Origin of the sequence: Thermobifida halotolerans, assembly GCF_003574835.2 — a bacterium.
GTDB lineage: Bacteria > Actinomycetota > Actinomycetes > Streptosporangiales > Streptosporangiaceae > Thermobifida > Thermobifida halotolerans.
The window spans coordinates 4,502,431-4,518,576 of sequence record NZ_CP063196.1 but is presented as its reverse complement, the minus strand read 5'-3'; the positions used below and the strand labels follow the sequence as shown (position 1 = coordinate 4,518,576).

12 protein-coding genes are annotated in these 16,146 nt (G+C 70.0%); 6 read left to right on the top strand and 6 right to left on the bottom strand.

What is annotated here, in order from left to right:
- Nucleotides 1–275: 275 nt before the first annotated feature.
- On the top strand, nt 276–1,295 hold the full coding sequence (locus NI17_RS20220) for a sodium:calcium antiporter (RefSeq protein ID WP_068693106.1): 1,020 nt from the start codon (nt 276–278) through the stop codon (nt 1,293–1,295).
- Between the two features lie 199 nt (nt 1,296–1,494).
- On the top strand, nt 1,495–2,913 hold the full coding sequence (locus NI17_RS20215) for an LCP family protein (protein ID WP_068693105.1): 1,419 nt from the start codon (nt 1,495–1,497) through the stop codon (nt 2,911–2,913).
- Nucleotides 2,914–3,030: 117 nt separating this feature from the next.
- Here NI17_RS20215 and NI17_RS20210 read toward each other — a convergent pair whose 3' ends face one another.
- Nucleotides 3,031–4,263, bottom strand: coding sequence for a L,D-transpeptidase (locus tag NI17_RS20210; RefSeq protein ID WP_119268212.1), 1,233 nt, complete (start codon nt 4,261–4,263; stop codon nt 3,031–3,033).
- A gap of 408 nt (nt 4,264–4,671) precedes the next feature.
- Here NI17_RS20210 and manA point away from each other — a divergent pair, with 408 nt between their 5' ends.
- The 4 genes from manA to NI17_RS20190 all read left to right on the top strand — a co-directional run bounded on the left by manA (nt 4,672) and on the right by NI17_RS20190 (nt 9,436).
- Nucleotides 4,672–5,940 (top strand): mannose-6-phosphate isomerase, class I, encoded by a 1,269-nt coding sequence (gene manA, locus NI17_RS20205; RefSeq protein WP_068693103.1) that lies wholly within the window; start codon nt 4,672–4,674, stop codon nt 5,938–5,940.
- Between the two features lie 67 nt (nt 5,941–6,007).
- Entirely contained in the window at nt 6,008–7,039 is a 1,032-nt protein-coding gene (locus NI17_RS20200; protein ID WP_119268211.1) for a hypothetical protein, read from the top strand.
- On the top strand, nt 7,036–8,301 hold the full coding sequence (locus NI17_RS20195) for a DUF6716 putative glycosyltransferase (protein ID WP_068693101.1): 1,266 nt from the start codon (nt 7,036–7,038) through the stop codon (nt 8,299–8,301). Before NI17_RS20200 ends, NI17_RS20195 begins: the two co-directional genes overlap by 4 nt.
- Before the next feature lie 373 nt (nt 8,302–8,674).
- Nucleotides 8,675–9,436, top strand: a complete 762-nt coding sequence (locus NI17_RS20190; protein WP_341721505.1) for a metal-dependent hydrolase — start codon at nt 8,675–8,677, stop codon at nt 9,434–9,436.
- Between the two features lie 6 nt (nt 9,437–9,442).
- On the opposite strand, the gene NI17_RS20185 is transcribed toward NI17_RS20190, so the two are convergent.
- The 5 genes from NI17_RS20185 to NI17_RS20165 form a co-directional block, all read right to left on the bottom strand.
- On the bottom strand, nt 9,443–11,524 hold the full coding sequence (locus NI17_RS20185) for an acyltransferase family protein (RefSeq protein ID WP_068693100.1): 2,082 nt from the start codon (nt 11,522–11,524) through the stop codon (nt 9,443–9,445).
- A gap of 139 nt (nt 11,525–11,663) precedes the next feature.
- Nucleotides 11,664–12,992: an alpha-2,8-polysialyltransferase family protein gene (locus NI17_RS20180; protein WP_119268210.1), complete on the bottom strand. Its 1,329-nt coding sequence runs from the start codon at nt 12,990–12,992 to the stop codon at nt 11,664–11,666.
- A 2-nt stretch (nt 12,993–12,994) separates the two neighbouring features.
- Entirely contained in the window at nt 12,995–13,957 is a 963-nt protein-coding gene (locus NI17_RS20175; protein ID WP_068693099.1) for a glycosyltransferase family 2 protein, read from the bottom strand.
- Between the two features lie 88 nt (nt 13,958–14,045).
- Nucleotides 14,046–14,957 carry an N-acetylneuraminate synthase family protein gene (locus NI17_RS20170; protein WP_068693098.1) on the bottom strand — a complete coding sequence of 304 codons (912 nt, stop codon included), beginning with the start codon at nt 14,955–14,957 and terminating at the stop codon, nt 14,046–14,048.
- A gap of 6 nt (nt 14,958–14,963) precedes the next feature.
- The gene (locus NI17_RS20165) at nt 14,964–16,115 is read right to left on the bottom strand and encodes an acylneuraminate cytidylyltransferase (protein ID WP_068693097.1); all 1,152 of its coding nucleotides are present in this window, start codon (nt 16,113–16,115) and stop codon (nt 14,964–14,966) included.
- Nucleotides 16,116–16,146: the final 31 nt, after the last annotated feature.

Below are 16,146 nucleotides of genomic sequence, written 5' to 3'. Positions count from 1 at the left end.
AGCCCCGTGATCATAGGGCTTGAACTGCAAAAACACCGTCCACTGGCTGTGTACAGAAGAAAGTCCACAGATAGATATCCACAAGTTATCCACAGGCTTGGCCGACACCTGTGGATGATCTTGCTTCCGGACCACGTGTGTGTTCGAGCCCGGCAGCGCGGAACCGTGGCCGTCTCCCGGACCAGGAGTTCCGCAACCGGCGCCGCGGTCGAGGCATCAGTTGCGACACGTGGGTAGGAGCCTCGCGGCGCGCCGTGGGGACAGGGAGGCAATGGATGGACGGTTGGCCGCTACCGCTCAGCGTCGCGGTACTGCTGTCGGCGGTGGTGGTCCTGGTCGTGTCGGGCGGCCCCTTCACCCGCCTCGCCGACCGCCTCGCCGACCGGACCGGCATCGGCGAGACAATGGCCGGAATCGTCCTGATCGGTTCGGTGACCTCGCTGCCCGGTCTGATCACCAGCATCCTCGGCGCGGTCGAGGGCGACGCGGCGTTCGCGATGAACAACGCGCTCGGCGGCATCGCGCTGCAGACGACGTTCATCGCGCTCGCCGACCTGGCCTACCGCAGCGGCAACCTGGAACACGCCGCGGCCTCACTGCCGAACCTGCTGGCGCCCATCAGCCTGTCCATCATGCTCGCCACGGTGCTGGTCGCCGGATCGGGACCGCAGTTCACCGTCGCGGGCACCCATCCGGTCTCCCTGCTGCTGGTCTTCCTCTACTGGTACTGGCTGCGACTGTCCCGCACAGTGCGTGAGAAGCCGCTGTGGAAAGTCACCCAGACCCACCTCACCCGCCCCGATGTCCCCGGCCCCGAGTCGGAGCGCCCCGGCGAGTCACTGCGCCGTATGTGGCTGGTCTTCGCACTCCTGGCCGCGATGGTGTCGGTCACCGGTTACGCCGTGGGCCAGGCGGGACTGGTCGTGGCCGAGCAGACCGGACTCTCCGGCGGTGTGGTGGGCGCGCTCGTCACCGGGACCATCACCTCGCTGCCGGAACTGGTCACCGTGCTCTACGCGGTACGCATCCGCGCACTGCACCTGGCGATCGGCGACATCATCGGCGGCAACGGCTTCGACATGTTGTTCCTGACCGTCTCCGACATCGTCTACCGGGAAGGGACGATCTACTCCGCCATGGGCCCGGAAGTCGTCCTCGTCGTCGGCGTGGGAATCATCCTGAACCTGCTGGTCGCCGCCGGGCTCATCCGGCGGCAGAGCAGGGGCATCGGTTTCGAGGGAATCGCGATCCTCGTGGTCTACCTCGTCGGGGTCGCCATGCTCATCAGGACCTGACCACGGGGCAGCAGCGGGCCGCTTCCACCCCGACGGGCGAGGGAACCGGGCACGGCTCCGAAACGGCCGGACACCGCACACCAACCGCCGCATCACCCCCGAAGTTCGGCAACTCGCCCAAAAATGGGCGGCAGGTTCCCGAGTGGTCGCCGTACTTCTCGGTAGTCAGTCTCCAACGGACGCGTGGGGGTGGTTGACCATGGCATATCCAGCGGAGGGTGGTAGACGGAGACGACGCGGAGAGACCGTGCGCGCGGCACTGTGGACCGCCGGCGCGGTCCTGCTGCCCGGCATCGCCCACCTACGGGCCGGGCGACGTGTCACCGGTGCGGGCATTCTCGGATGCTTCCTGCTGTCCGCGGCCGCCGCGGTGGCCGCGGTACGGACACTGCACGACGACCTGGCCTGGCAGGCCTGGATGGTCACACAGCCGTACTGGGTGGAGGCCGCCTCGGCCGTCGCCATCGCCCTGACCCTGCTGTGGCTGGGAGTTGTCGTGCGCTCCTGGCAGCTCACCCGGCCGCGGCCCGCTGGACGGGAAACGCGGGTCGCGGGCACGGTACTGCTGATCGTCCTGTGCGCGGCGATCGTTCTCCCCTCCGTACTGGTCGTGCGCACGGCCGTCACCGCCCGCGCCACCCTGTCCGAGGTGTTCGCCCCGGCGGAGGCGGCACCACGGGACACGCAGGAGGAGGTTGATCCGTGGCAGGGGCGTACGCGGATCAACGTGCTGCTGCTCGGCGGAGACGCGGGACACAACCGCTACGGAATGCGTACCGACACCATGATCGCGGCCAGTATTGAGATCGACAGCGGCGACACGGTTCTGATCGGGCTGCCCCGCAATCTGGAGAACGTGCCGTTTCCAGAAGGCACCGAACTGGCGGAGCGCTACCCTCCTCCGGGTGGATTCGACGACCTGCTCAACCAGGTCTACCAGACGGTGGCCGAGGCCCCGGAGGAACTGGCCATCGACCCCGAGGCCGCGGACCCGGCCGCGGACACCCTGAAGCGGGTCATCGGCGAGGCGATCGGGTTGCCGATCGACTACTACGCCCTGGTCGACCTCCGCGGATTCGCGGACCTCATCGACGCCATCGGCGGAGTCGTCGTCCCCATCGAGGACCCCATCCGCTACGGCCGCAGAGGCGAGGGCCTGCTGGAGTCGGGGGAGCGGCGCATCAGCGGACAGGAAGCGCTGTGGTACGGCCGAAGCCGTCTGGGCAGCGACGACTACACCCGCATGGGACGCCAGGGCTGCCTGCTGAAGTACGTCGCGGAGCAGGCCGAGCCCATGACCGTGCTGCGGAGCTTCGAGGAGCTCGCCGACGCCGCCCAGCGCACCCTCGACAGCGACGTTCCCCAGTCGCGACTGCCCGCCCTGGTCGACCTGGCCGAGCAGGTCTCCGATGCGCGGATGCGGACCCTGCAACTGTCCCCGCCGCAGGTCACCACCGCCAATCCCGACTGGGCGAGAATCCGGGAACTGGTCGACGAGGCGATACGCGACGTCGACGACGGGGACACCGCCGACTCCGACCGCCCCGAGCCGTCACCCGACAGTCCCGGCCGCCAGGTCGGTGAGGAGCCGGTCTCCCTCGACAGGCTGTGCCCGTGATCCCGGCCTCCCCACCGGCCCTCCGCGACTGGAACTGCCGGACGGGAGGCGGGGGACGGATCAGGGGCGCCCGTACCCGCTCCGGGAGGCTCCCCGAAACGGACGGTCGCCTCCTGGTCAGGCCGTGCCGTGCGGGGACCCGGGAGAGCCGGGCTCGTCGGTCCGGTCCGCCTCGCCGAGCGTGCTGTGGGACAGCCACTCGTCCCAGGAGCGCTGCCAGTAGCCCCAGCCGTTGTCGACCTCCAGTTCACGGTCGGTGCCGGTGATGATCACCGGGTCGCCCATGGAGGAGTTCTCGTAGAACCACCTGGCGTCCTCGGTGCTCATGTTGGTGCAGCCGTGGCTGCGGTTGGCCACACCGAGGTCCGTGTTCCACGGAGCCGCGTGGGTGAACTCGCCGCTGCTGGAGATCTGGACGGCGTAGTCGACGTCCAGGCGGTAGTAGTCGGGGTGCCCCTCGGGGACGCCGACGGTGGCCGAGTCCATGACCATGCTCTCGAACTTGAGCATCGTCAGGTGGACGCCCGTGGTGGTGGTGTAGGCCCGGGTGCTGCCGTCGCCGTTGCTGATGGGAAAGTCCTGGATCTGCTCCCCGTCGCGGGTGACGACCATGCGGTGGGTGTCGTTGTCGATCTCGCTGATCTGGGACCGGCCGACCTCGAAGTTCAACTGGTAGTTCTCGATGCCGTAGACACCCTCGGAGGCCTGCACCCCGGCGAGGCGCATGTTGACGGTCACCTCCTGGTACGGCTCCCAGTACTCCTCGGTGCGAAACACCGCCGTCCGGTCGCCGAACCAGTTCCAGGCCCCCTGGGCGGGCTTGTCCGAGACGACCTCCATCGCCGCCTCGACCGCCGCCTTGTTCTGCACCGGAAGGTCGAAGTTGACGATGATCGGCATGCCCACACCGACCACGTCACCACTGACCGGAAAGTTCGACTCCAACTCCAACCGCCGGCCCTCGACCGCCTCCAGGGTGGAGAAGGAACTGGTCACCTCGGTGGCCTCACCCGCCTGGTCCTCGACGACCGCTCTCACGGTGAAGTCGCCGCCGGGCGGCAGCGTCCAGTCGCTGACCCACTCGGTCCCCTCCTCGTTCAGTGTTCCGGTGACGGCGTCGCTCTCCTCCGGCGGTTCGGCGGACTCGTCGAGGTCGGTGCGTTCCACCTCGACCTCGGTGATCGTGCCACCTGACACCTCGACGGTGACCGGCAGGTCAGGACGTACCTCGGCGGCGCCGTCGTCGGGGGTGACCACCACGTCGACGGGGTCGGCGGTCGGTGTCGCTCCGGAGTTGCCCTCCGGCTCCGAAGAGCAGCCGGCAGCGGTGAGTAGCAGACCGCCTGCCATGAGTACGCTGTACCGGGCGTGAGAGATGGCCGATCGCACAGTTGTGGACACGTGTGCTGTCTCCAGAAGTTCGCCCGTCCGATACGGGAATGGGTTCGGATATGCGTGCGGCTCGGGGGGCGAAATCACCCGCAGACCACACCGGTGGAACGCGAACCTAACCCGCGAGGCCTAAAACCCCTATCAAGCCCCTTGAGGGGACAGAAGTAGCAGACCGGTGCAGATCCTGGCCTACCCTACGAATTCCCTACCAGGGAGTTAAATCTTTCCGGCGCGAGTACGAAATTCGGGGGGAACGCCTCTCTGATCACGGTTTTCCCCCTGCTGTTGGGGTTAGCGTGGCGGCTACCGCGCTCCGGTGGACCGAGTTCGAGGGCGTGCTGTTCCGCCTCACGGAGGGACCTGACCATGTGGCGACTCGCCAACCACGTTCGGCGATACGCGTGGGGATCGACGACCGAGATCCCCCGGCTGCTCGGAACCGAGCCGGACGGGCAGCCCCAGGCCGAACTGTGGCTGGGCGCCCACCCCAGCGCCCCCAGCAGAATCGACGGTGCTTCGGACCCGATCGGACTCGACGCCGCGATCGCCGCCGATCCGGTCGCGGCCCTCGGTGCGAACGTCGCCGAGAGCTTCGGTGCACGGCTGCCCTTCCTGCTCAAGTTCCTCGCGGTGGAACAGCCGCTGTCGTTGCAGGCGCATCCCTGCAAGGAACGCGCCCAGGCCGGGTTCGCAGCCGAGGAGGCCGCGGGAGTACCCGTGGACGCCCCGCACCGCAACTACAAGGACACCAACCACAAACCGGAACTGGTCATGGCGCTGGGGGAGTTCGAGGCGCTGTGCGGATTCCGCGCCCCCGCCGAGGCAGCGGCCGACCTCGCCGAACTCACCACCCCACTCGCCCGGGCGCTCCAGGGCGACCTTGCCGCTCCCGACCCCAGCGAGGCACTGCGCGCGGCGATGACCCGACTGCTGACCCTGCCCGCCGAGGACCGCGCTCCGCTCGTCACCGAGACGACCGAGGAGTTGGCCAAGCGCGTCGAGTCCCCCGCAGGCCACCTTCGGGCAGTGCTCGACCTCGCCGAACGCTACCCCGGGGACCCGGGAGCGGTGGCGGCGCTGCTGCTGAACCACGTGGTGCTCGCCCCGGGTGAGGCGCTGTTCCTGCCCGCCGGGAACGTGCACGCCTACCTGAGCGGGGTCGCGGTGGAGGTGATGGCCACCTCCGACAACGTGCTGCGAGCAGGCCTGACCACCAAGCACGTGGATCCCGAGGAACTGCTCGCCGTGCTCGACTACGCCGTACTCCCGGTCCCCTACGTGGAACCGGTGGTGCGTGGCGGCCTGGCGGAGTACCGGCCCGAGATCGACGACTTCGCGCTCGTCGTGGCCGAGCCCGGTGAGAAGGCGGTCTGGCTCCCCGGAGGACCGGCCATCGCCCTCGTCCTGGACGGCACGGTGGAACTGCACGCCCCCTCCGGCGCCAACCTCGCCCTGGCGCGGGGGGAGTCGGCCTTCCTGTCCGCCGAGACCGGTTCGGCGCTGGTCTCCGGCCGGGGCCGCGTGGTCGTGGCGACGGTGGCGCGCACGTCCGCCACCAAGGCTCGGACGGTGGAACGGCAGGACAGTCGTTGGTCCGACGTTCACCCGATCCTGGATGCCGTTAACCCGCGATGAGTATGCTCCGGTCCATCCTCTCTCCCTCCACCCTGGTGTCGGCATACCGGGACGGCAGGTCGGCATCGTGAAAAGCACGTTGTTCTCCACCTCCTCCCAGGCCCGTACCGATGACCTCGTCACGGCCGCGGCCTGGGTCGAAACCCCGCTGCAACTGCTGTCCGTGCTGGAGGCCCACCACATCGGCGGCTTCGCGCGGCACACCCGGGTACTGCCCCGCGCCGGATCGACCGCACTGGTGGACACGGTCGCCGCTCTCACCCGCATCGGTCTGCCCGACGGCCTCACCGTGCTGCCGCCCGAACCGACCCCGAGCCTGTACCGGACGAACGCCGACATCTGGTTCGTGGGCGACGCGTTCTCCGGGCAGGTGCAGCGGGCCCTGCTGAGCGGCCGGACCCGCGACTACGTCATCGTCGACGACGGCCTGGCCACCATCCACCTGCTGCGGCTCCTCACCCGCAGGACCGCGACCCCCCTGGAACGGGCGAGGGTGCGCTCCTCCCCGCCGCGCCGCGCCCTTGGCCTGGCGGCGGCGGTGAAACTGCGTGCGGCGGCGCGCGCGGGCAGACTCACGGTGTTCACCGTGCTGCCGCTGCCCGACCAACTGCTCCGGGACGCCGCCGCGGTCGGCATCCGCGTCGTCGGACACGACTTTCCGTGGCTGCGTTCGCTGCCGGGCGGGTCCGCCCCCGACGAGGACCGGGTGGTGCTCGGATCGGCGATGGTGCGTGACGGTCTGCTGCACGCCGAGCCCTATCTGGCCTGGGTCGCCGGGCAGGCCCGGGAGGAACCCGTCGTGTACTACCCGCACCGCAGGGAGGATGCCCGTACCCTGGAACCTCTGAACGCCGATCCACGGGTGCGCGTCGTCCCCCAGGGGCTGCCCGCCGAACTCGCACTGCGCGGACTGGGTGAGCGGCACCGGGTGGTGAGTCTGCCGTCGACCGCCGTCACATCCCTGCGGGTGCTGTTGGGACGGCACGGCGTCACCGTCGAGGCGGTGCCGGTTCCCGAGACATGGTGGACCGACCAGGCATCTCCGGGGTTGCGCGCGCACCTGAGCACGTTCGTCGCCGACCAGAAGGACACCCCTTGACCGACCGTGGAACCGTGCATGTCATGGCGATCGCCGACTCCGACTCCTACCTGAAGTGGGCGGCGGGACTGCTGGACGCGCTTCCTGAGGGATGGTCGGGAGAACTCGCGGTGATCCGCACCCCGATCGCGCCCTCGCCGTCGCAGATGCGCGGCGCGGTGCGGGGGACACGCAACGACGTGGCCCTGCCGCCGGTGCTGTCCGCCATGGCGCTGCGCCGGGCCATACGCCGGGTCCGGCCCGACGTCGTCGTGACCGCGTGCACCGGTCCGGTGGTGGACGTCCTGGTCAACGACCTGCTCTCGGGGCTCTCTCCCCGTCCGGTGCTGGTGTCGGGGCTGCCGGGCGTGTCCGTTCCGGCCACGGAGAAGGCGTGGCTGTACCGCGCGCCGGTCGACCTGTTCATCCTGCACAGCCGCCGTGAGGTCGCCGAGTTCCGCGAACTGGGGGAGCGTCTGGGAGTGACCGGAGAGGTCGGGCTGGCGACGCTGCCGTTCCTGGCCGGCGGCCCCGCCCCCGGGTCGGACGCGCCGACCATCGCCGCCCCTGCCGAGGACGCGCCGCGCAACCGCGTGGTGTTCGCGACGCAGGCGAAGGTCCCGGTGGAGCGTGAGGAGCGCGAGTCGATCCTGCGTGCGCTCGCCGACCTCGCGGTCCGCCGCCCCGACCTGGAGGTGGTGGTCAAGCTGCGCGCCCGCGCCCACGAGCAGCAGACCCACCGGGAGCGCCACCACTTCGAGACCCTGTGGCACGACCTGGTGGCCGCCGGGGAGGTGCCCGCCGACGCGGTGTCGTTCGCCGACGGGTCGATGCGGGAGCAGTTGGCGCACGCTGTCGGCTTTGTCACGGTCAGCTCCACGGCGGCGCTGGAGGCGATCGCGCAGGACGTGCCGCTGCTCATCCTGTCGGACTTCGGGGTCTCGGCGGAGATGATCAACCTGGTGTTCGAGGACAGCGGAGCGCTGGGCACCCTCGACGACCTGCGCGCGGCCGACTTCAGGGAGCCGGACAAGGACTGGTGCGCGGAGAACTACTTCCACGACGCCACCGTCAACGACTGGGCGCGACGGCTGTCCGTGCTGGTGGACCGCTCCCGCACCGAGGGGCTCCCGCAGCGTCCGCCCCTGTTGGCCGCTCCGATGGATCTCACCCGCCGTCGCCGTGCCCGCCTGCGCATGGACGTACCGCCGGGCGCGTTGCGCACGATCGGCCGGTTCCGTAAGCGGCTCAGAAGGGTTCGTCGGCGACTGATCCCCCGTTGAGAGGTGGCCGCCGGGGAACCCGCCACGGGGACCGCGGGCGCGGTCCGGGGACCGGAACACTCCCACGCGGCCGTGGAACTTCCCGGCGGGTTCGCCCGGGGAGAAGACCGGTCCGGTGCGACGCCCCGGACAGCGACCGTTCTCAGCACGGCACAGGAACAGGTGACGTGCCGGGAACACCGGTTCCCCCGCTCGACGGAGACGGGGCCCGCGTCCAGAACACTCTCGCGGGTGTCATGCTCGCGGCCTCGGACTCCTCACTCGGGGGTCACGGGCCGTGGAGGAACTCCTCGGCCTGACCGCGCAGGGGCAACGGGCAGGAAGCCGCCTGTTTCTCGCCTCCCCGACAATCGAAGAACGGGAATCCGCCACGATGATGGGCTTCAGCCATGCCGCGACCGGTGCGCTCGCCGGGGTCGCGGTCGCCGCCCCGCTGACTGCCGCCACAGGTGTCCCGCCCACCCCGGTGAGCCTGCTGGCCTGGGCGGCCCTCGGTGCGGGAGCGGCGCTGGTCCCCGACCTGGACCACCCCTCCTCCACCGTCACCCGCTCCCAGGGACCCGTCACCGACCTGCTGTCGCGGGGCGTGCGCGCGCTGTCCCTGGCCGTCTACCGGCGTACCAGGACCCCGGCCGACAACTCCGGCGGCGAGCACCGCCATCTCGTGCACACACCCGCCTTCGCGATCGCCGTCGGCGCCGCGGCGGCCCTGGCCTGTCACCTGTCGTGGTGGGCGAGCGCCGTCACTGTGTGGTTTCTGTCCTTTCTCGCCCTGCGCGCACTGGTCCGCCGGATGACCTGGGGTTGGGTGCGTACCACTCTCGGTTCGTGGGCGGGCGCGGCCGTGGCCGCGTTCGGCGCCACCGCCCTCTTCCTGACCGTCTGGGGGGACGGGTCACCGGGCTGGGGCATCGGTCTGCTCGTCGCGTCGGGCATGGTCGTCCACTCTCTCGGCGACGCGCTCACCTCCTCCGGGGTGCCGTTGGCCTGGCCGGTCAAGATCAACGGCCGCCGTTGGGCGATGCTCGGCGCGCCCCGGTGGATGCGTTTCCGCACCGGGACCTGGCCCGAGTGGGTCGTCCAGGCGGGTTCCCTCGTCGGCACCGTGGCCCTCGGCTACGTCCTCATCACCTGACCGGTGTCACCACCCCGTCACCCGCCGGATCTCGGCCTCCACGATCGGCGCGAGGGTCGCCGAGTAGGTGGCGGTCATGTGGGAGTCGTCGTAGTAGACCATGACGTTGCCGATCACCGCCGGACAGCGGCCGTCCGGGCAGACGTAGTCACTGAGGTCCAGGAACTCCGTGGACTGCGGAACGCCCGCCGCCGTCTCGTACGGAGGCCGTTCGGCGAGCGAGCGGTGGAAGTCGGTGGTGCACCTGTCCAGGTCGTCCAGGTGCCGCGCCACGCAGTCGGAGGTGTCGAACCCCATGCGCGGAGTGTCCCTGATCCCGATCACCGGGATTCCCATCGCGTCGAGTTCCCGCCAGCGCTGCGTGTAGCCGTCGAGGACACTCTCACCGTTGCCCGCGCTCGACCGGGTCGCGGTGGTCACCACCGCATCGGGCCGCAGGTCCGCGATGATCCGCATGGCGCCCTCGTTCCACACCCCGCACTCGGTGTACTCCTCCTCGCCCCGGTAGGAGGGCTCGGTACTGAACTGGCAGGCGTCCTTGGTCATGGTGACCAGCCGCCACCCCTGGCTGAGTGATGCGTCGCGCAGTGCCGTGTACCAGTGGGCGGCGTGCGACTGCCCCACCAGGACGATGGTGTGCTCGGCGTCGGCGGGGCCGTCCTCGCACACCGCCACTTCGGTCGCGTCGAAGGAGAGGTGACAGCCGCCCGCTCCCTGGTTGTCGCCCCGGTCCAGGTCGGCCTCGGTGGGATAGGGCAGCACCGGCACCCCCTCGGGTGCCGTCGCCGGGCCGGAACCGGAGTTCTCGACCAGCACGAGCGCTCCCGGGTAGTTGGCGGGGTCCGCGGCCAACTCCCGGCGGATCTCCTCCTGCCGGTCCAGGTAGGCGCCGCCTCCACCGACCGCGGCGCCCACCGGAGCCAGACACACCGCCGCGACCAGCAGCGCCCACGCCGGAGTCGCCCTGGTCCGCGTGAACCGGCGGGCACCGTCCTCGACCAGCCACTTGGTGGACGCCGCCAGCGCCGCGGAGACCGCGACGACACACAGCCCACCCACCGGTGAGGCCAGTGTGCGCCCACTGATCTCCAGGTACACCACCAGTACCGGCCAGTGCCACAGGTACAGCGCATAGGCGTGGTCGCCGACGGTCATGAGAGGACGCCACGACAGCAGCGCCCCCGTGCCCAGCCGGCCGCCCGCGCCTCCCGCGACGATCACCAGCAGCGCCGCCCCCGTGGGCCACAGCGCGATCCACCCGGGAAACAGCGTCGACACCTGGAGCACGATCCCGCACAGCACCAGCGCGGTGAGTCCGACCCAGCCGAGAACCGCGCGCACCGCCTCGGGCAGGCGCAGTCGGGGCAGCAGCACGGCGGCCACCCCGCCGAACGCCAACTCCCAGAACCGCGCCCCCGAGTCGAAGTAGGCCCACGCCTGGTCGGTCGCGGTGATCCACACCGAGTAGGCGAGTGAGGCCGTGCCCACCACGCCCAACAGCGTCGCGACCAGGACGGACACGTCGCGCCCCGACCGGCGGGCGACCAGTGCCGCCACGGTGACCAGCACCGGAAGCACCAGGTAGCTCTGCCCCTGGATGGCCAGCGACCAGAAGTGCTGCAGCGGACTGGTGGCGTCGTCCCGTGCCAGGTAGTCCACCGCGTTGCGGGCCAGGTGCCAGTTCTCGTAGTAGAGCGCGGAGGCCAGCGTGTCGGCGAGCACGTCCCGCCACCGCGATCGCGGCAGCCACAGCACCGTGGCGACCAGCGTGCCCAGCAGGACCACGGCGGCGGCCGGGGTGAGCCGTCCCAGCAGTCTGCTCCAGAACTCGAGGAAGCGGATCCGGCCGTGCCGCTGCACCGTGCGGACCAGGCTCCCGGTGATCAGGAAACCGGTGAGCAGCAGGAAGACATCCACTCCGCCCGAAACCCGGCCGAACCAGACGTGGTAGGCGACCACCAGGAGCACCGCGACAGCGCGCAGTCCCTGGATCTCCGGGCGGAAAACCGACTTCTTCGCCGTACTCGGCGATGCGGCGCTTTCGGCGCGGTGTACGGCGGCGGTGGAGGGCGCAACTGGAACAGACACGAATCTTCCCCGTTCTGTGGGCCTGTCCGGGCCGGGACGTCACGGAGCCGGACGCGGGAGAAGGCGTCCGCCGGAAGGCCCCGGCGGCGTGCCGCCGGGGCCCGTGTCCGTGCGGGCCCCGGCCTCGAGGGGCGTGGTGTCAGGAGCCGCCGCGCAGCCGACGTGCCCCGGCCGCCAGCCATGTCGGGTAGCGCCGCTTGGAAGCGGTCGCGCCGGGCAGGCGCAGCGCGGTGAGCCGCCGCTTCTTGAAGTAGCGGCGGGTGCTGTCGTTGAGGTTGCCGGCCAGGTAGGCGGTGGCCTCGTCACGCAGGTGCGGGTAGGCGCTGTTCTGCATGCAGTAGCTCACCGCCACCAGCAGCGGCAGCAACTCCTCCTGAACGCGGTCGGCGGGGATGCGCGGCGGGTGGACCGTGCCGTCCTCGGCCAGCCGGGGCATGGTGGCGTCGGCGAGCGTGATGGGAATCCGGTTGCTGTTCTGGTAGGGGGTGATCCGCTCCAGCAGCAGTTCGGTGCCCACCGTCGCGATCGGGATGTCGTAGTAGCACGACGCCGTACTGAGTCCGGTGGAGAACGCCCCCACCACCAGGGAGGGGCGCAGTGCCTCGTACCAGACCTCCACGGGGACCGGGTCGTCGAGCATCACCAGATCCACGCCCAACCGCTCGGCGGTCGCCCGCAGTGCGCTGGAGGTGCGTGTGGTGCTGGACGGGTGCGGTTTGAACAGCACCGTGCGGCTGCCCTGGGCGGCCACTCCACGCAGCATCCGTGCGTGCAGTTCGTCCTCCTCGGCGGCGGTGACGATGTCGAGCGCCGCGAGGTACTGGCCGATGAGCATCGGCTGCCCGGCCAGTTCGGTCCGGTCCGCGACACCGTCGACGGCCTTGGTGACCTCGGTGACCACCGCGCGGAACGCCTCGGTGGCGATCGTGGCCCGCGCGATGTCGTACTCGCTGAGCAGCAGCGGTTCCAGGCCGGACACCAGGTCGAGATAGAGGACCTGGTCGATGCGGGTGGCGATGTCTCTGGGCGGGGACTCCCGGGTGGGACCGTAGCTCATCAACCCGTCGGAGTAGACGGTGATCGTCGCGTCGTCGAAGATCTCGGCGAACGCCCGGGCCGGAGGCACCTGGATGGACTCGACCACCAGGTGGAGCGGTTCGTCCTCCACCAGGCTCCAGTGGCGGCGCAGCAGCCGGTTCAGCAGCGGCCACTCCTGCTCGCGGGGGTGCCACGTCGAGGGGTGGAACGGCCACAGCAGGTCGTTCCAGGAAATGACCTCGTCGAAGCGGGGGCGCAGTGCCGCGAACCCGGGCGCGGCGTCCAGCGGCGGGACCACTTCGGGAGCGGTCGCGTTGTTCGACACCAGGAGGATCCGGCGCTGCTCGGCCGGGCCGAAACGCCCCGAGTCGATCGCGGCGGCCAGCGACATCGCCCCGAAGAAGGTACTGGCGACGAAGAGTTGTGCCATGGTCAGGCCACCACCGTTTCCAGATCGACCAGATCCGCCAGGATCTGCTCGCGTTCGGGGCCGAGTGCGGGGAGTACTCGGGCCAGCAGTCCGCGCGGCATGGCGGCCAGGACCGCGACGGCCCGGGAACGCAACTCCCTGCGGACCCGGGGAGTCAGACGTTCTGCCCGGTCGAGGTGGAAGGCGATCAGCGCGCAGTAGGTGCGGATGAGTTTGGGCAGGTAACGCTCACCGTCGGGCAGGGACTCCAGTTCCGCCCGGATGCGGTCGTGGGCGTCGAAGAACTGGAGTTGGCGTTCGTCGCCGATCTGGGTGAGCGACTGGGCGACCTCGCGCCGGTAGAAGACGCCGACCAGGGGCACGGCCGCGTAGGTGTCGGCGTGCAGGTGCAGCCGCCAGGTCCACAGCCGGTCCTCGGCGGTGTGCAGGTCCTCGTCGAAGGAGAGCAGGCCCCTGTCGTACAGGTTCCGGTCGTAGACGCCGGACCACACGTTGGGGTAGTCGACCATCGTGGTCGCGTTCTCGGGCAGGATGCCCGACCGTGCGGGAAGCGCGACCCTGCGGCGTCCTTCGGGGACGCGGGCTCTGGTCCGTGCCTTTCCGGTGGCTTTGATGTGGTCGGTCTTGATGAAGTCGACACCGAGTTCGGCGATGGCCTCGACCGCGGCGGGCAGGTAGCCGGGTGTCAACCAGTCGTCGCCGTCGAGGAAGGTGAGGTAGCGGCCCTTCGCCGCCGCCATTCCCCGGTTGCGCGCCGCTGACGGACCGGTCGACCGGTCGGAGCGGATCAGGGTCAGCCCCGGCAGCCCCGAGTCGTGGACCAGGTCGGGGGTGGCGTCGGACGAACCGTCGTCGACGACGATGAACTCGAAGTCGGGGCGTGCGTTGCGTCGCAGGCTCTCCAGGGTGTCTGCGATGAACGGTTCGACGTCACGCACCGGAACGATGACCGACAACGTGGTCACTGAGGGGCTCCAAGAGAGGGAACATGAGGTGGTGACGTCCGGGAGGATGCGGCATCCTCCCGGACGTGCGCTGGGGACGCCCTTGGGTTCAGGCGGTCGTGCGACGCAGTCGCTTGCGGGGCTCTTCCTCCCCGGGAAAGACACGCTTGACGCCGTCACCGAGGGCCTTCTCGATCACCCGGATGTCGCGGACCAGGTGCTGGAGCCCGGTGGGCTCCAGGGAGGCGGCGTGGTCGGAGCCCCACATGGCGCGGTCCAGGGTGATGTGGCGTTCGACCGCCACCGCGCCCAGGGTGACCGCGGCCAGGGAGATCTGCAGACCGCGCTCGTGACCGGAGTAGCCCACCGGCACCCCGTAGCGCTCCTGCAGGGTCTGGATGGTGCGCAGGTTCGCCTCCTCCTCCGGCATCGGGTAGGTGGAGGTGGAGTGCATGATGATGAGCTTGTCGCGGTCGAACAGTTCCACCGCGGCGTCGATCTCCTCGATGGTCGACATGCCGGTCGACAGGATGATCGGCTTGCCGGTCGCGGCGAGCGCGCGCAGCAGTTCGTGGTCGGTGATCGAGGCGGACGCGACCTTGTGCGTGACGACGTCGAAGGACTCCAGGAACTCCACCGAGGGCACGTCCCAGGGGGAGGCGAACCAGTGGAGACCGTGGTCGTCGCAGATCTTGGCGATCTCGGTGTACTCGTCCCGCCCGAACTCCACCCGGTGCTTGTACTCCAGGTAGGTCATCTCGCCCCACGGCGTCTGCCGTATCTTGCTCTGCTGCTCCTTGGGGACGCAGATCTCGGGGGTCCGCTTCTGGAACTTGACGGCGTGGCATCCGGCTTCCGCCGCGACCTCGATCAACTGGCGTGCGATGTCCACGTCGCCGTTGTGGTTGATTCCGATCTCACCGATGACGTAGGTGGGCTGGCCGGGTCCGACCAGGAGGTCGCCGATCGCCACGGGAGCCGGAACAGACACGCTGAGGTCGGTCGTTGCATTCTGGGTCATAGCTACCTATCCTTTGCGTGCCGCGAGGACACGTTCACACACCTCGCGGACCGCCCCGGAGCCTCCGGGACGGGTCAGAACAAGCCGGGCCGCGGCCAGGACCTCCGGATGGGAGTCCGGGACCGCGATCGGCCATCCGACCTCGGCCAGGCAACCGAGGTCATTCACGTCGTTTCCGACGTAGGCGACGCGGGCCGGGTCGAGGCCCTCGTCGTCCATCCACTGGCGCAGGGCTGTGCGCTTGTCGCTCAGCCCGTGCGTCACAGGGACACCCAGTTTCCGCGCGCGTGCCCGTACCACCGGGTTGACCTCGGTGGAGAGGATGCACACGCGCACTCCTGCCTCGAGCAGCAGGCGCACGCCCATGCCGTCGCCTCGGGTCACCGCCACCGACTCGCGTCCGTCCTGGTCGACGTAGGCGCGGTCGTCGGTGTGCACTCCGTCGAAGTCGGTGACCACGGCGTCGACGTCCAGCGGTTCTTCGCGGTCGAGAGCTCGGGCGACCGCGCGGACCAGGTCCAGCTCCTCGGCGGAGTCGACCTCGACGGCGTGGGACGGGTCGACCTGCTGCAGCGCGATGCGGCCGAAGAAACGGTGGCGGTGTTCCCGGAAACCGTCGACGCGCATCACGTAGAACGCCCCGGTCTCCCGGTAGTGCGGTTCGCGGTCCTGCCGGCGCGGCCGGTGGGCGTGGTCGTGGTTGACTCCCCGGGCGCCGTCGGGGGTGATGCGCCAGAGGAACTCGTAGGTCTCGACGGCGGAGAACACCGAGTCGGCGAGGCCGTCGCGGACCTGCCGCACCGCGTCGTCGAGGTCGCCGGGGTCGATGAACGGGCTGGTGCACTGCACGAACACCAGGATCTGGGGGTCGGTGCCGTCCTCGGCGAGCCGGTCGAGGGCGTGCAGCAGCGCCGACTCCGAGGACGCGGTGTCGCCGCCCAGTTCGGCGGGGCGTTCCACCACGGCCGCTCCGGCGTCGCGGGCCGCCTTGGCGATGCCGTCGTGGTCGGTGGAGACGACCACCGTGCTGATCAGTTCCGCGCGACGGCAGGCGTCCACCGCTCGTGCCACCAGGGGGCGGCCGCCCACTCTGGCGAGGTTCTTGAGGGGCACCCCCTTGGACCCCCCTCGTGCGGGTATGACGGCGACAACGCTCACGGGCTGGACTCCAGGGTCGGGAGAAGAGAAG

Coding starts and splice junctions, on each gene's coding strand:
- NI17_RS20220 (WP_068693106.1), top strand. CDS start 276: ATGGACGGTTGGCCGCTACCGCTCAGCGTCGCGGTACTGCTGTCGGCG.
- NI17_RS20215 (WP_068693105.1), top strand. CDS start 1,495: ATGGCATATCCAGCGGAGGGTGGTAGACGGAGACGACGCGGAGAGACC.
- NI17_RS20210 (WP_119268212.1), bottom strand. CDS start 4,263: ATGGCAGGCGGTCTGCTACTCACCGCTGCCGGCTGCTCTTCGGAGCCG.
- manA (WP_068693103.1), top strand. CDS start 4,672: ATGTGGCGACTCGCCAACCACGTTCGGCGATACGCGTGGGGATCGACG.
- NI17_RS20190 (WP_341721505.1), top strand. CDS start 8,675: ATGATGGGCTTCAGCCATGCCGCGACCGGTGCGCTCGCCGGGGTCGCG.
- NI17_RS20180 (WP_119268210.1), bottom strand. CDS start 12,992: ATGGCACAACTCTTCGTCGCCAGTACCTTCTTCGGGGCGATGTCGCTG.
- NI17_RS20170 (WP_068693098.1), bottom strand. CDS start 14,957: ATGACCCAGAATGCAACGACCGACCTCAGCGTGTCTGTTCCGGCTCCC.